Origin of the sequence: Flavobacterium davisii (assembly GCF_042182265.1) — a bacterium.
Taxonomy (GTDB): domain Bacteria; phylum Bacteroidota; class Bacteroidia; order Flavobacteriales; family Flavobacteriaceae; genus Flavobacterium; species Flavobacterium davisii.
This window is the reverse complement of sequence record NZ_CP097869.1, coordinates 1,119,994-1,137,012: the sequence shown is the minus strand read 5'-3', so window position 1 is coordinate 1,137,012 and position 17,019 is coordinate 1,119,994. Positions and strand designations below refer to the sequence as shown.

At 30.6% G+C, this 17,019-nt stretch carries 11 protein-coding genes and 1 riboswitch; of the genes, 6 read left to right on the top strand and 5 right to left on the bottom strand.

The genetic code is table 11. The features are described from left to right. The first annotated feature begins 10 nt into the window (after nt 1-10). From NAB20_RS04660 to NAB20_RS04640, 5 genes are all read left to right on the top strand, one after another. Nucleotides 11-1,852: a tetratricopeptide repeat protein gene (locus NAB20_RS04660; RefSeq protein WP_375605603.1), complete on the top strand. Its 1,842-nt coding sequence runs from the start codon at nt 11-13 to the stop codon at nt 1,850-1,852. Between the two features lie 90 nt (nt 1,853-1,942). Next, on the top strand, nt 1,943-2,254 hold the full coding sequence (locus NAB20_RS04655; RefSeq protein WP_088393895.1) for a DUF4286 family protein: 312 nt from the start codon (nt 1,943-1,945) through the stop codon (nt 2,252-2,254). A 372-nt stretch (nt 2,255-2,626) separates the two neighbouring features. Next, nucleotides 2,627-3,406, top strand: a complete 780-nt coding sequence (rsmA, locus tag NAB20_RS04650; RefSeq protein WP_088393893.1) for a 16S rRNA (adenine(1518)-N(6)/adenine(1519)-N(6))-dimethyltransferase RsmA — start codon at nt 2,627-2,629, stop codon at nt 3,404-3,406. Then, nucleotides 3,396-4,748 carry a magnesium transporter gene (gene mgtE, locus NAB20_RS04645; RefSeq protein WP_105195953.1) on the top strand — a complete coding sequence of 451 codons (1,353 nt, stop codon included), beginning with the start codon at nt 3,396-3,398 and terminating at the stop codon, nt 4,746-4,748. Before rsmA ends, mgtE begins: the two co-directional genes overlap by 11 nt. Before the next feature lie 30 nt (nt 4,749-4,778). Then, entirely contained in the window at nt 4,779-5,744 is a 966-nt protein-coding gene (locus tag NAB20_RS04640) for a 2-hydroxyacid dehydrogenase (RefSeq protein ID WP_088393889.1), read from the top strand. A gap of 220 nt (nt 5,745-5,964) precedes the next feature. Here NAB20_RS04640 and NAB20_RS04635 read toward each other — a convergent pair whose 3' ends face one another. After that, nucleotides 5,965-8,244 (bottom strand): TonB-dependent receptor, encoded by a 2,280-nt coding sequence (locus NAB20_RS04635; RefSeq protein ID WP_375605602.1) that lies wholly within the window; start codon nt 8,242-8,244, stop codon nt 5,965-5,967. A gap of 76 nt (nt 8,245-8,320) precedes the next feature. After that, nucleotides 8,321-8,425: riboswitch (TPP riboswitch) on the bottom strand. A 159-nt stretch (nt 8,426-8,584) separates the two neighbouring features. Here NAB20_RS04635 and NAB20_RS04630 point away from each other — a divergent pair. Beyond that, nucleotides 8,585-9,559 (top strand): phosphatidylinositol-specific phospholipase C domain-containing protein, encoded by a 975-nt coding sequence (locus tag NAB20_RS04630; protein WP_375605601.1) that lies wholly within the window; start codon nt 8,585-8,587, stop codon nt 9,557-9,559. 225 nt (nt 9,560-9,784) lie between these two features. Here the strand turns inward: NAB20_RS04630 and NAB20_RS04625 are convergent, their stop codons facing one another. The 4 genes from NAB20_RS04625 to NAB20_RS04610 all read right to left on the bottom strand — a co-directional run bounded on the left by NAB20_RS04625 (nt 9,785) and on the right by NAB20_RS04610 (nt 17,009). Then, entirely contained in the window at nt 9,785-10,555 is a 771-nt protein-coding gene (locus NAB20_RS04625; protein WP_127823464.1) for a UDP-2,3-diacylglucosamine diphosphatase, read from the bottom strand. A gap of 27 nt (nt 10,556-10,582) precedes the next feature. Beyond that, nucleotides 10,583-11,797: a TCR/Tet family MFS transporter gene (locus tag NAB20_RS04620; RefSeq protein WP_088392999.1), complete on the bottom strand. Its 1,215-nt coding sequence runs from the start codon at nt 11,795-11,797 to the stop codon at nt 10,583-10,585. 513 nt (nt 11,798-12,310) lie between these two features. Further along, complete coding sequence (locus NAB20_RS04615) at nt 12,311-15,772, bottom strand: efflux RND transporter permease subunit (RefSeq protein WP_105195948.1); 3,462 nt, start codon at nt 15,770-15,772, stop codon at nt 12,311-12,313. Between the two features lie 97 nt (nt 15,773-15,869). Continuing rightward, the gene (locus NAB20_RS04610; protein WP_088392995.1) at nt 15,870-17,009 is read right to left on the bottom strand and encodes an efflux RND transporter periplasmic adaptor subunit; all 1,140 of its coding nucleotides are present in this window, start codon (nt 17,007-17,009) and stop codon (nt 15,870-15,872) included. Between the last annotated feature and the right edge of the window lie 10 nt (nt 17,010-17,019).

Genomic DNA, 17,019 nt, shown 5'->3' with positions numbered 1-17,019 from the left:
TTTAGATTAAATGAAGAAAATAATCCAAATACTATTATTTTGGCCTTTATTAGTTGTAGGCCAAGTATACACGGTAACACCACCACCTGGAGGAACGCCGCAAGTCAATGTACCTCAAAATAATAATCCCAATGAATACTTGGCTCAAAATTATTTTGACCGTGGCGAGTTTGATAAAGCGGTTCTTATTTATGAAGAATTACTCAAAAAACAACCTAATAATTATCCTTTTTTTCAAAAATTAGTTGCGTGCTATCAACAATTAAAACAATTTGAAAAATCAAATGTGTTAATACAAGAAAAACTAAAAAGAACAAAATACCCCAATTTATATGTAGAGTTAGGATATAATTATCAACTCCAGAAACAACAAGATTTAGCCGAAAAAAATTACAAAATAGCAATCAGTAAAATAAATGAAAACCCTAACAATGTATACAGCATTGCACGGGAGCTAGAACAAAAAGTACTGCTTACACAAGCTGTAGAAGCCTATACATTAGCGCAAAAACTAAATCCCGAAGCTAATTTTAATTATCAAATAGCCCTATTACAGGGACAATTAGGCAATATTGACTCCATGATTGAATCATTAATAGATTATGCCTACAAATTTCCTAACAATCTCGTATTAGTACAAAATCAGCTTAATCGTTTTTTAACAGAGGATCATAGCAAAACCTTTGCAGACACTTTACGAAAATCATTATTGTTACGTACTCAAAAAAATCAAGATCTATTTTGGAATGAGTTCATGAGTTGGTTTTTTATCAACCAAAAAGAATACAACAAAGCCTTTATACAAGAAAAAGCAATTTATCGTCGTAATCCTGAAAGCTTTAACAATCTATTTCATCTAGCACGATTAGCTTCACAAGAAAAAGAAACAGATACGGAACGCGAAATCTTAAATTTTATACTCGAATACACTACTCAACCCGATATTCAACTAGAGGTTAATTACAACTTATTAAAAATAGATATTGATCGTGCTAAAAAAGAAGAATATCCTTTAATTTTAGACAAACTCAATAAACTTTTAGTTGACTTTGGAACAGGTTCTAATACCGTTAAAATTCAAATTTTAAAAGCACATTTTGAAGCTTTTTACTTAAAACAATTCGAAAACGCTAAAACTTTATTATTCAAATCGCTACAGTTACCTTTAAATCAATATGCTTTAGCCGACGTTAAATTAGAATTGGCCGATATATTACTTCTAGATGAAAAATTTAATCAAGCTATTATTTATTATGCACAAGTTGAAACTGAATTAGAAAATAATGAAATAGCACATGATGCTCTTTTAAAAATGGCAAAAGCAAGTTACTATAAAGGCGACTTTGAATGGGCTAAAAAGCAATTTGAAGTATTAAAATCATCTACTTCTCAACTTATTGCAAATGATGCTATGCAACTTTTTTTACTTATATCTGATAACACGGTAGAAGACTCAACCCAAATAGCTTTAAAAAAATTTTCAAGAGCTGATTATTTAACTTACCAAAACAAACAAACCGAAGCTTTGGAAGCTTTTAAAAAGATTTTAATAGAACATAAAGGAGAAAGTATTGAAGATGATGTGTTATTAAAAATAGGAGCATTGTACACCAACAGGCAAGAATATACTGAAGCATTAAACAACTATCAACAAATTATTGAAAAGCATTCAGAAGAAATTTATATAGACGAAGCGTTGTTTTTTAGTGCCGAAATTTTTAGAAAACACCTCCAACAACCCGATAAAGCCAAAGAATTATATGAAAAAATTATTCTAAACCATCCCGATAGCATCTACTTTGTAGAAGCGCAACTAAATTATAGGAAACTAAGAGGTGATAGTAATTTATAAAAGAGTGTATAAGCCTTCATCCGTTTTGATTATCTTTGCATAAGTAAACTTCTAGATTTCTAAACATATAACCTCATAATTTTTTTTAAAATGATCATATATAATGTTACTGTAAATATTCATGAAAGTATTCATGACCAATGGTTAAATTGGATGCAAACGAAACATATTGCAGAAGTAATTGGAACGGGTAAATTTACATCCGCTAAAATGGTAAAAGTTTTAGTAGAAGAAGAAATGGGCGGAATAACATACGCCATTCAATATTTTACAGACAGTAAAGAAACTTTACAACGTTACTATGATGAAGATGCACCTCGTTTACGTGAAGAAGGATTACAGCTTTTTGGCGATAAAATGTTAGCATTTAGAACTGAATTAGAAATCATTTCAGAACATTAAAAGTTGCTATATTTTTTTACTAATAAAAAAAAGAACAAATAACTATGCAAAACGTTTTTAAAACAATCAAGAATTAAATACGTCTTTGTGCATATCAAATATCAAAAACAGGTAAATATATTTCTTGTAAAATATAAAACTGAAAATGATAGAAAATTGAAATACGAAAATTTTATAATTCGCTCAACTCAATAGTAATAACTATAGAGCAAGAAAGCTAATGATAAGAAGAGCTTTAAACTTTTAGAAGACATTCAGCAGTTGATTTTGGATTAAATACAAAGCAAAATTTAAGAATGGTAAATTAACAAGTCTAATCTCAATCTGAAATGTTTTACGTGTTAAAAAACGTAAAACTTGAAATAAAAAACAATGGATAAAGTAAGAGCAAAAAAACACCTAGGTCAGCATTTTTTAAATGATGAAAATATTGCTGGAAAAATAGCTGATGCACTCCGCTTACAGGGCTATAATAAAGTATTAGAAATAGGCCCAGGAATGGGAGTTTTAACCAAGTATCTTCTAGAAAAACCCATTGATACTTATGTAATCGAAATAGATACAGAATCAGTAGAATATCTTCAAACACATTATTTAAAACTATCTAATAGAATTCTTTCCGAAGATTTCTTAAAGTTTGATTTAACCAAAATTTTCGGGAATGATTCTTTTGCTGTAATTGGTAATTTCCCTTATAATATTTCTTCCCAAATTGTTTTTAAGGTATTAGAAATGCGCAATCAAATACCTGAATTTGCGGGCATGTTTCAAAAGGAAGTAGCAGAACGTATTTGTGAAAAAAAAGGAAGTAAAGCTTACGGTATTCTTTCTGTATTAACACAAGCCTTTTATGAAACAGAATACCTATTTACTGTTTCAGAATTTGTTTTTACACCTCCTCCTAAAGTAAAGTCAGGTGTTATGCGTATGCGCCGTAAAGAAAATGCTCCGTTACCTTGTAATGAAAAATTATTCTTTAATGTGGTAAAGACAGCTTTTAATCAAAGAAGAAAAACATTACGAAATAGTTTAAAAAGCTTTAATCTTTCGGATAATTTAAGAGAAGATAGTATCTTTGACCTTCGCCCAGAACAAATATCAGTAGAGCAATTCATAGAACTCACTCAAAAAATTGAAGCAGATGGAGTTTAAAATTACCCCAGAATTCATCGCTCAAATAGAGCATTTAGTAAATGAAAACCGTGCACAGGAATTAGAAAACTTGTTGCAGGATATCCACTTTGCAGATATTGCTGAAATTTTAGATGAATTAGATGAATATGGGGCTAATTATGTTTTTAAAATATTAGATTCTGAAAAAACAGCGGATGCTCTTTTAGAGCTAGATGACGAAGTACGTATAAAAATTCTTAAAAATCTTTCTGCTAAAGAAATTGCGGAAGAAATAGACGAATTAGATACAGATGATGCTGCTGATATCATTGCCGAATTACCACAGTCTAAAAAAGAAGAGGTAATTTTAAAATTAGAAGATGTTGAACACGCTAAAGATATAGTAGAATTACTCCGTTACGACGAAGACACCGCAGGTGGTTTAATGGGTAAAGAATTAGTAAAGGTAAATGAAAATTGGAATGTACTAACTTGTGTAAAAGAAATGCGTATGCAAGCAGAACATGTTACACGAGTACACTCCATTTATGTTGTAGATGATGAAGATCGTTTAAAAGGGAGACTTTCTCTAAAAGACTTACTAACCACATCTACCAAAACACCTATTAGCGAAGTATATATCAAAAAAGTAGATTATGTAAAAGTAGATACAATGGATACTGAAGTAGCACGTATCATGCAAAAATATGATTTAGAGGCTATACCCGTTGTAGATGAAATGGGGCGTTTAGTAGGACGTATTACTATTGATGATATAGTAGACGTAATTAAAGAAGAGGCTGATAAAGATTATCAGATGGCGGCAGGTATTTCACAAGATGTTGAGGCAGATGATAGTATTTTAGAGCTTACAAGAGCTCGTTTACCTTGGTTAGTTTTAGCACTTTTAGGAGGTTTTGTAAGTGTTCGTGTTTTAGGCTTATTTGAACCTGCTATGAAAGAACACCCTCAATTATTCTTTTTTACTCCTTTAATTGCTGCTATGGGAGGTAATGTAGGGGTACAATCGTCTGCTATCATTGTACAAGGTTTAGCTAACAATTCTATTAGTGGAACTGTTTTACAACGTTTATTAAAAGAACTATCCCTAAGTTTATTAAATGGTTTAATACTTTCTATCATCTTATTATTAGGAAGTTACTATTTATTAGGTTTTGAAATTCATATCGGATTAACGGTTACTACAGCTTTATTATCCGTTATTGTAATTGCCTCATTAATAGGAACTTTCATTCCTATTATTTTAAATAAAAATGGTATTGATCCAGCCCTTGCTACAGGCCCATTTATCACAACAAGTAATGATATTTTAGGCATTTTAATCTATTTTACTATTGCTCGACTTATTTTAGGTTTTTAAACTTCTTATATTTGAAGAAAACTTATAACATTGGAACCTCATAATATTAAAATACTACATATAGATAGTAATCACCCTCTATTAAAAAAACAACTAGAAATAGCTGGTTTTCAAAATCAGGATGATTTTACTTCTTCAAAAGAAGAGATTGAAAAAAAAATTCATGAATACCACGGTATTATAATTCGTAGTCGATTTAAAATTGACAAAACATTTCTAGATAAAGCATCTCAATTACAATTTATTGCACGTGTAGGAGCTGGACTTGAAAGTATAGATTGTAATTACGCACAAACTAAAGGTATTCACTTAATAGCTGCTCCCGAAGGAAATCAAAATGCAGTGGGAGAACAAGCTTTAGGAATGCTCCTTTCTCTTTTTAATAATTTAAATAAAGCTGATACAGAAGTTAAATCTGGATTATGGAACCGAGAAGCCAATCGCGGACATGAACTAGATGGTAAAATCGTTGGAATCATAGGTTATGGTAATATGGGAAAATCTTTTGCAAAAAAACTAAGTGGTTTTGATGTAGAAGTAATTTGTTATGATATTCTTCCTAATGTAGGTAATGAAAATGCAAGGCAAGTTAATCTACAAGAACTTCAAAACAAAGCCGACGTATTAAGTTTACATACGCCTTGGACTCCTGAAACAGATAAAATGGTTAACGCCTCTTTTATTAATGGGTTTAGAAAACCTTTTTGGCTAATTAATACCGCTAGAGGTAAAAGTGTTGTAACTACAGATTTAGTTGATGCTCTTAAAGAAAAGAAAATTTTGGGAGCAGGATTGGATGTATTAGAATATGAAAAACTCTCTTTCGAAACGCTCTTTGAAGAACAAAGATCACCTGCATTTGAATACTTACTGAATGCCTCTAATGTTTTACTAACTCCTCATATTGCAGGTTGGACTTTTGAAAGTAAAGAAAAACTGGCACAAACTATTGTCAATAAGATTAAAACATTATATCAAATTAATAAACTGGAATAATATAGCTGTTTTTCTTATTTTATAAGGCATTTAGTATACCGTTTTGATTCATAATTTCTGCTTAAGCTGATTATCATGAATAAATCCTATTTGTTAGGTGAAAAATCTAACAAATAGGATTTTACTTTAGCCCAAATTTCACATTAAACTTCGTGATGAAGATGAAAGATAGAGAAATAAAATAAACGGAAATTTTATCTCGCAGATGCGGAATATAGGTTTAAAATTTGAGTGTTATTCCTGTTAAAAAATTTCTTCCAGCTTGTGGATAATAAAAATTTTCAGTTATCGCAGAATGATTAGAACCTAGGGGGCGATTATAGTAACTATACGTATAACCGTTTGATTCATATAGTTTGTTGTATACATTATTAATCAACAAATGAAGGTTAATTTCGGCAAAATTTTTAGGTTTTAAAAGATATTGAATACTTAAATTACCATGGTGGTAGCTATTTATTTTTTTATCTTCTGAAGAGGTATTATCTAAGTATTGTTTTCCCACGTATTTTTGGATATAAGCAATACTTAAATTTTTAATAGGATAAAAAGTGGCGGTTGCTCCTCCTATTAAATTAGGTGAAAAAGATATATCTGTATCATCATATCTTGTACTATTTGTTGAATAACTTTCATTACCATTTACATCGTATTCTGTTACAGCAACTAAATAATCAAATGACTTGATTTTGTTTACACTTTTTGTTATATTAAAATCTAATTTAAAGAACTTAGTAGGCTGAATACTCGTTTCTACCTCAATTCCTATGCGGCGACTTTTATTCACATTTTCACGAATTGGATCTCCCACCTCATCTAACGCTCCTGTGAGTACTAATTGATTATTGTAGTGCATATAATATCCATTTAAATTAACTTGTGCTATTTTATTTTTAAATCGATAACCTACTTCGTAATCTAATAATTGTTCTGGCTGAGGCTCAATAGGGTTTTTGGTTAAATCGTTACGATTGGGTTCTTTATTCGCTAGAGCAAAAGATCCATATATAGTATGATTTTTGTGAATAACAAAATTCACACCGGCTTTGGGATTAAAAAAATCATAGGTTTTCTTTACATTTAACCATTTTAAATCACTGCTTACCCCATTTGTTGTGTAATCTACACGACGCGCTTGAATATCAAAAAACAATTGTAGTTTATAAAAAAAAGTATAATCTGCTTTAGCGTATACAGAATAATCCTCTTTTTTACTTAATGACTTATAATAATTCATATTTGTAACTGGAAGATTTAGGTACTTATGCTTAGTCAATTCTCCAAAATGACTTCCATCATATAGATTATATCCGCCACCTAAACTAGTATTAAAATTTTTCGCGTTGTAATTTAATGTATAAATAAGTGTATAAGAGTCATTATCTAACCATTTTCTACGTACTACATCGGATTTAGAACTTCCGTTAGGATAATCCGGAAAATATTTTTTAAGCTTTTGATCTGCTTTAAATTCTTCATAATATCCTTTTCCTTTTGTATAATTTCCAGATAAAGAACCTGATAAACGATCTGTAAATTGATGTGTTAAATGTAGTTGATAATGAATTTGCTCATAATTATCTGTTTGATTTTCGTATGTATAATAATTATATGTTCTTCCTGAATTTAACAAATTATCTACTTCTTGTGGGCTTGGATAATTACGATTAATATAAGCTTGTAGGGCCGTTATATCACCATTAACTACTGCTTCTGGAGTGCCAAACCAAGATTGGTAAGTAATTTCTTTTCCTCCAAATACTAAAGCTTTTATGGCCGTTTGTTTATCAACAAACCCAGCTTCTGCGTAAAAAGATTTTAAATCAGACGATGCACGATCTATGTAACCATTACTCGCTATTTTAGAAAGACGTCCTTCAGCATAAAAACCATTTTTGATCCCAGAACCAAAAGTAATATTATGTTTTCGAGTATTAAACGATCCAATACTATGTGAAGTGGTAGCATATCCCTTTATAGAAGGTGTGAGTGTACGTAAATTTAAACTAGCTCCAAATGCTCCTGCTCCATTAGTAGAAGTCCCCACTCCTCTTTGTAATTGAATATTTTCTACAGAAGTTGTAAAATCAGGCATATTAACCCAAAAGGTACCTTGACTTTCAGCATCATTATAAGGAATTCCGTTAATCGTTACATTTATACGAGTAGCATCACTACCTCTGATTCTTAATCCCGTATAGCCTATGCCTGCTCCTGCATCTGAAGTGGTTACTACAGAAGGCATTTGATCTAATAAAATAGGAAGATCTTGCCCTAAATTATTTCGTTCTAATGTTTCCTTTTTAACATCTGTAAATGCAAATGGTGATTTTTTAGTTAAACGAGTAGAAGCAACTTTAACTTCTTCTAAGGTATTCATCCTAGTAGAATCGGCTACTTTTTTTTCTTGTCCTGATGCCGTAATACTTATTAGAGTAAATGTAATTAGAACAGCATTGGAAAGCAGTTGTTGAAATTGCTTGTGATTGGAATTTTTCATTCGTTACAAATTGTTACGAATAAAAGGGGCCATTATTCATTAGTATTTATAAATAATCCAACTTATAATAAAATACAAGTTGATTTTTGACCTTCCCTTGACAGCATTACCTGTCTAGGTTCATTGGGTATAATCTCAGCCTTGTTCATTTTTTTAAAACAAAGCACCCCTTTTTGAGACTGTGTAAAGATACTTGAATATTTAAAAAATTCAAAGAGGGCAAATCTAAGGTTTATAAAGCCTTATAATAACTTTAACTAAAAAATAACAACCTGTTGTTATATATAACATTATATTAGTAAAAAATTTAACTTATTTATGAAAAAAAACAATACTTGGTATGGCTTTGTTAGCCATTTTACAATCTTGTACTTCAGATTCTTTAACTCCAACGTTTAATGAAAGTACAGAAAGAACATTTTCAAAAGACAGGGTGTCTACTAATGTAACTAAAGATAATTGGATGTCAGCCATTAGATCTAACATTCCTTTATCTAAATTATCTATTCCTGGAACACATGATTCAATGTCTATCAACAATTGGGCATTTAGCAGTAATCAATACGGAAGTATTAAAGATCAATTAGAGGCTGGCGCCAGGATTTTTGATTTACGTTTTAATTATGAAAACGGTCAATTTATGGGATATCACGGAATCATAAAACTTAATATAACATTAGATCAAATAATGTCTCATTTTAATGATTTTCTAAAAGTACATCCTAAGGAAGTAATTATTACTATTTTTAAAAAAGAGAATGGGGGTGACAAATCTATTTGGGTTAATTATTTTAATACTAAAATGAGTGAATATGAATCCAAAGGCTTAGTAAAGAAAAATTGGAATACAAATACTTTATTAGGAGATTGTAGAGGTAAAGTTTTACCTCTATCCAGAGAAACGTATACAAATTCAACTTTTGTACAAGGTTGGTCTGGAGATCCTAATTTTTCTAACGGAACTCTAATAAGCGACGATCACTACAATCCTTTTAAAATTTCTGATTTTTATACGGTTAATACAATATTACCAGCGTCGATTAATTACAAATACGATCGTATTGTTGATAATATCAATCGTTCAAATTCTGATTCTAATTCTATCAATACGTACTTAACTTATTGTTCTGGAGCTAGTGCTTTTGCTTATCCAGTAGCTGTAGCCGATCGAATTAATCCCAAAGTAGCGGATTATATCAAAGGTAATAAGTTAAAATCATGTGGATGGATTTTAATGGATTTTATTAATTCAGAAAAAGGGAATAGATTATCTGAAAATTGTATAGGCGTTTCTATAAACAACTTTTCTAATTAATAAGGTGTGAATAAAACCTCCTTTTCGCATTAGACTTGAGGTGAATTATCGAAGCTAAATCTATTTTACTTCATTCTTCAACGAACTCTAATCCGGAATTTAGGAATAAAAAAGAGAGTGTCTGAAGAAGACGCAATCCTATCATTTCGACCAGTAGGAGAAATCACATAATACTGATCATGTGAGTTCTCCTATCGTCGAAGTAACAAACTAGATCTTCATTTGTTACTTTTCAGACAGTTCATATTTTTTTAATTCAAAATTAGTTCCGTCAAAGACTCCATAAGTAAAATACCCGATCCAATCTCCTAAATTAATATATTGAGAGTTATTACCTAAAGCAATTTCCATTGGTAAATGACGATGACCAAAAACAAAGTAATCATAGTGTTTAGCTGTTAATTTTCGCTTAGCATACTGAATTAACCATTCCTTATCTTCTCCTAAAAACTTCACATCTTCCGCTCCTGAAATCATTTTATTTTTTACGGATAGATACTGTGCTAATTTTACTCCTATATCAGGATGCAACCAACGAAACAGCCATTTTGAAAATGGATTGGTAAACACTTTTTTCATGCGTTTGTATCCTTTATCACCAGGACCTAAACCATCTCCATGTCCTATCAAAAAAATTTTATTATTGAAAGTAAACTCTTTAGTTGTGTGGTATACTGGAATATTTAACTCTTTTTCAAAATAGTCATTCATCCACAAGTCATGATTCCCTACAAAAAAATAAATAGGAATACCACTATCTCGAATTTCTGCTAATTTACCCAAAACACGTACAAATCCCTTAGGGACAACGGTTTTATATTCAAACCAAAAATCAAATAAATCACCCAATAGGAAAATAGCTGCTGCATCTTGTTTGATTATATCCAACCATTGTACAAATTTTTGTTCACGAGGAAAACTCATTTCAGGTGTGGGTGCTCCAAGGTGCTGATCGCTGGCAAAATATATTTTTTTGTTAGATTTATGAATAAACATGATTTTAATTTTGTGTAAAAATAGTACTTAATGATACTTTTTTATAGAAAAATAAGCTATAACTGTACTTAATAGCATTCCTATACCTCCTAAAACAAATGGTGCTCCAGCAAAAATAAAGGGAGCTTGCTGTTGGGTGAAATAGTAAAAAACACTAGACATAATGGGAGGTCCTATAATAGATGAGGCACTTATTAAACTTGTTAGAGTTCCTTGAATTTCACCTTGTTCAGATGCTGGTACTTGTTCTGATATAATGGCTTGTAAAGCGGGACCTGCAATACCTCCTAAACAATAGGGAATTAAAAAAGCAAACATCATCCATGTTTCTGTGGCAAAAGCAAATAAAAACATTCCAAATGTATATAATGCCATCCCTACATAAATACTTTTTTCATTGCCTAATTTAGGATTTACCCAACGAATTAATCCTCCTTGCACAAGTGCTACAAGTAATCCAATTACGCCCAATGAAATCCCTACCATTTTCTCATTCCAATTTAACTGGTACATAGCAAAATAGCTCCAATTACTTTGTATAGCATGTGAAGCTGTATGCAATAAAAAAACAGCAAGTATAAGTCCAATAAGTTTTGGATACTTTTTTAAATTTAGAAAAATACCTATAGGATTGGCTCTTTTTAATTCAAATGCTCTTCTATTCGATTTTTCTAATGATTCGGGTAAAATAAAATAACCGTACAAAAAATTAATTAAACAAAGTATAGCTGCTGCATAAAAAGGGATTCGAGCCCCATAATATCCTAGCATTCCTCCAATAACAGGACCAATAATAAAACCTAATCCAAAAGCAGCTCCTATCATTCCAAAATTTTTAGCACGGTTTTCAATAGTACTTATGTCTGCTATATAAGCTGATGCGGTGGTTATGCTTGCTCCTGTAATACCAGCGATTATTCTTCCTATGAATAACCAGGTAATACTTGGTGCAAAAGCTAATAATAAATAATCCAATGAAAAAGCTAGTAATGAAAGGAGCAAAACGGGTCTTCTTCCATATTTATCACTTAACCCGCCTATTAATGGGGCAAATAAAAACTGTGTTAAAGCATAAGAAAAGGTTAACCATCCTCCATACTTTGCAGCTTCGCTAACCGATCCTTTAATGAGTTCTTGAATTAATTTTGGAACTACAGGAATTATAATACCTAATCCTATTACATCTATTAATAGTGTAATAAAAATAAAACTAATAGCTGCTTGTTTTTTGTTTTCTTTCATAGGACAAATTAACAAAATTTTCTCAAATTCTTTTTATATTCGAAATTGTCCTTATCATTATAAATTAATTGATATAATGCAAAATAAATGTAGAATTTCTTTTCTTGTTATTTAAAAGAACATGTTTTTATTAATCAAAAAATGGAAAATTTACCACTTCTCTTTTATCTTATACCATTTAAGGTTTAAATTTACTCTAATAATATTGCGTAATATCTCTTGATTCGTGTATTCTGTAGTGCGTTTTGGTTTAGGTAATTTCAAAACTAAAATGGTATTAGAGTTTCATTTTATTAATCCTTCCTCTACAATTATCTATTAGTTATACGAATAAAAAAAGAGACTGTTCAAAAGTAAATTGTATTTGCTTTGTTTTATTATTTCATTTGAGTTTACCCAAAAAAGCAAAAGGAGTAAATAGTTAAAATGGAAATAACATATTACATAACTTGCTTTATTTATTGAAATCATAAAATTAGTATTACACAATTACTTTCGGACAGTCCTAATTCATTAATTTAATTCCTTTCTTAATTTTCTATCTCTTAAACGATATTTAATGCGTTTAACTAAATAAAACATTACGGGTACCATAACCAATGTTAAAACAGTTGCATAGGTAAGACCAAAAATAATAGTCCAAGCTAAAGGTCCCCAAAAAATAACATTATCCCCTCCCATATACAAATGTGGGTTAAGATCTGTAATCAATCCAAAGAAATCAAAATTTAATCCAATTGCTAATGGAATTAATCCTAATACGGCAGTTAATGCGGTTAGTAATACAGGTCGTAAACGAGATTTTCCTGATTCAATAATCACTTCTTTTATTTGTTCCAATGTTAAGTCATCATGACTTTGTAATCCGTTATCTGTTACTTTTTTATCCATAAGCAAAACAAAAAAGTCCATTAAAACGATACCATTTTTAACCACAATACCTGCTAATGAAATAATTCCCATCATAGTCATTAGAACAACAAAATCCATTCCAGCTATCACATAACCATAAAAAACACCGCTAAAACTTAATAATACGGTAAACATGATTACTAAAGTTTTGGAAATAGAATTAAATTGTAAAACAATAATAGTTGTAATACCTGCTAATGCTAGGAATAAGGCAAAGAATAGAAAACTTTGATTTTTTCCTTGTTCTTCTTGTACTCCTGAAAACCCATAAGTAATATCACTTGGTAATTTATAGTTTTTTAACTCATTGGCTATAATTTTAGTAATTTCATTCCCGTTGTAACCCGTTAGGATATTGGAGTAAACGGTCATAATTCGTCTATAATTTTTACGCTTTATTTGGTTATATGTTTTTGTTTTTTCAACATTTGATATGGCAGCAATTGGCACTTGCATTATCTGCCCTGTATTCGAGTTTCGATATGTTAAGGGTTGATTAAATAACGTGCTTTCATTTTTACGTTGTTCATTCTGCAAGCGCATTACAATATCATATTTATCATCTCCTTCTTTGTATGTAGAAATTTCTTGTCCATACACGGCACGACGTAATGTAAAACCTGTCATTCCTGTAGAAGCACCTAAGCTACCTGCATTTACTCTATCTATTTTTACAGATAACTCTGGACTTTCTTTGTTTATATCTACTTTTAATTTTTCAACACCGGGTATATTTTTTGTATTTAAAAAATCAATCATTTTGTCTGCTTCTTTTAGCATCAAATCATAATCTGTTCCTGTTAATTCAATACTAATAGGATAGCCTGCGGGTGGTCCTGCTGCATCTTTTTCAACGGTTACAGAAGCTCCTGGAATTGTTCTGATTTTTAATCTGATTTCTTCCATTATATCAGCAGTATTAATACCTCTTCTAAATTTAAACTCAGAGAAATTAATTGTTACTTTTCCTTTATGAGGTGTTTCGGATTGTACTCCTAAATCTATTTGAGGATTAATGGCTCCTACTCCTACTTGAGCTATAATGGAATTAGCTAGAAAATTTTCTTTAGTACTAGGATCTACGTATTTATCTAAAACAGATATTATTTGTTTTTCAACATAATCTGTGGCTTTATTTGTTTTATCTATAGAGGTTCCTTGTGGGTATTCTATATAAGCTATTACTTGGTTTGGAATATTATTAGGAAAGAATAAAACTTTTCTTGGAAAAATACCTACTAATATAAAAGAGAAAAACAACATTATTACAATAATTCCGAATGCTCTCCATGCTTTTTTACCAGTTAAAATTTTTGCCAACATTTCTTTGTATTTCTCTTCCATACGAGGAAAGAAGTTATGTTGAAAATCTTGAGTCCATTGGTATAACTTTTTAAAATACAACCACATTAATGCAATTGCAATTAAAGAAATATGACCTATTGCTCGCGCTATTTTAACATCAAAACAATACCCTATAACTACAAAAACAATCCCTAGGATTAAAAATAATTTGGTATTATTTTTTAGTGATTGAACAGAAATGTTTCGATCTACAATATCCATAGATCCACCTGTCATGGCTGCATTTGTGACCATAGCTACAAATAATGATGCCCCTAATGTTACTGACAAAGTCAATGGAAAATACATCATAAATTTCCCCATAGTTCCTGGCCATAAGGCAAAGGGTAAAAATGCCATTAATGTAGTAGCTGTTGATGAAATAACAGGCCACGCAATTTCACCAATACCAATTTTAGAAGCTTGTACTCTTGGCATTCCTTTTTGCATATTGGCAAATACGTTATCTACTACTACTATCCCATCATCAACTAGCATTCCTAATCCCATTACAAGACCAAATAAAACCATTGTATTCATCGTAACTCCTACTCCTTGAAGAATAGTAAAGGCTATAAATATTGACAAAGGGATAGCGGCACCTACAAATAATGAGTTGCGTAAACCCATTGTAAACATTAAAACAACCATAACCAATATTATCCCAAAAATAATATGATTAGAAAGTTCTTCTACTTTATGTTCTACTTTAGAGGACTGATCATTTGTTAGGCTAATTTCTAGATCTTTAGGCAAAACGGTTTCTTTTGCTTTATTAATAACTTCTTTTACTTTTTCTATAGCAGAAATCATATTTTGCCCAGAACGTTTCTTCACATTCAGCATTACAACTTCTTCTCTTCTTTCTCGTGCAAAAGTGGTTTTTTCTTTTTCTTTAAAAGTAATAGTAGCAATATCTTTTAGGTAAACCGATCCTCCTAGTGTTTTTACAATAATATTTTCTAATTCTAACGGGTTGGTTATTTCTCCTGTAATTCGAATGTTATTACGGATGCCTTGTGAAACAAGATTTCCTCCTGAAAGTGACATATTTTCATATCGAACGGCATTTGCTATATCATCAAAACTTACTTGAGCCGCATTCATTTTATAAACATCTATTGCAATTTCCACTTCTTTGGTATCAACGCCTAGTATATCTACTTTTTTTATTTCAGGAATTCTTTTTATTTCTTCTTCTAGATATTTCCCATATTTTTTTAATTGCTGGGTTGTATAATTTCCTCGAAGATTAATATTTAAAATAGGAATTTCTTCTGATATATTTAGACTAAATACACTTGGTTCTACTTTCCCTCCATTATCTAATACGGGCCAATTTATATTTGCTTTAGAAACATCTACTTTATCTTTAATTAAAGCTTTTCCTTGATCGGTTGTAATATTATCATCAAATTCAACAACAATGATACCATAATCTTGATACGAATCAGAAGTTACTTTATTAACTCCACTAATATTTTTTATTTCATCTTCTAATGGTTTTATTACCAATTTTTCAACGTCTTTTGCAGAATTTCCGGGAAAAATAGAAGATATATAAATCTTATTTTCTATAACTTCTGGAAAATCTTCACGAGGCATCGTTATATAGGCATATATCCCCGTCATGACAATTATTAAGGTAAATATATAAACAGTCACTCGATTGTCTACTGCCCAACTCGATATACTGAATTCTTTTTGCTTGTGTGACATATCAGCCCCCTAACCCCAAAAAAGGGGAATTCCTATTAGGGGTCAATAGGAAAATTAGTTAATATTAAATTGTTTTATATATAATTCATTTTAAGAATTAAAAAGTTAGTTTCATTCCTTCTGAAATCATATTTGCTCCTTCTGAAACCACTACATCCTTTTGATTTAGACCTGAAAGGATTTCGGTGTAATTATTAGCTGTTTGTCCTATTTTAACAATAATTTTTTCAGCAACTTTCTCTCCTTTTTTTCCATTTATAACTTTATAAACATAATTATTTCCTTTTCCATCTTTTTGGATTATGTTTGTTGGTATTGATATTACGGAAGGATTCGAATAATCCATAATTTTTAATTTAGCCACTTGATTGGGTCTTAATAATTCATCTGGATTAGACACATCTATTTTTACTGTAAAGCTTCTATTAGCGGGATTTATTGTTTTTGCAACTTGACATACTTTCCCTACGCTATTCTTATTAATTGAGGCTATATTTACAATTACAGAAGTTCCTTTTTTTACTCTTGGCAAATACATTTCTGGTACTTCTGTTCTAACATACATTTGACTCAAATTTACAATACGCATTAATCCTTGTGGTGTAGCTGATACTACTTGTCCTCTTTCTACAAATACCTCATCTATTACACCATTAAAAGGTGCACGGATAATGGTTTTTGCAATTTGTGCCTTTATTTGATTAATAGATTTTGATAAACTTATCATTTGAGTTTGTGCTTGTAAGTATTGTATTTCAGAACCAATTTTTTGATCCCATAAACGTTTTTGACGTTCATAAGTTGTTTTCGCTAACTCATATTGTGTTTGAACATTTGCTAATTGTTGACTCATACCAGCATCGTCTACTCTTCCCAAAATTTGTCCTTTAGCAACTGACTGACCTGCTTTTATGTTTAGATTGACTAAAGTCCCTGGCATTTCAGGCTGGATTAGTACATTTTTTTGTGTATCTACATTACCTTGAATTTCAACATAATGATTAAAAACGGTGTCCTTTACCGTAATGGTTTGTACTAAAGCTTCGTCTTCTTTCTTTTCTAAAGTTGCCAAAGCTTCATCTAATTTTGCTAAATCAGACTGAAGACTAGCTCTTTTATTTTTTATTTCTATTAAATTTTTACTTTCTATTAACGCATCAATTGTGATAGATTTTTCTTTACTTCCACAAGAAACTAAAAGTAAGGTATTCAGGGTAAGTATAAATATTTTTTTCATTTGTGATAGT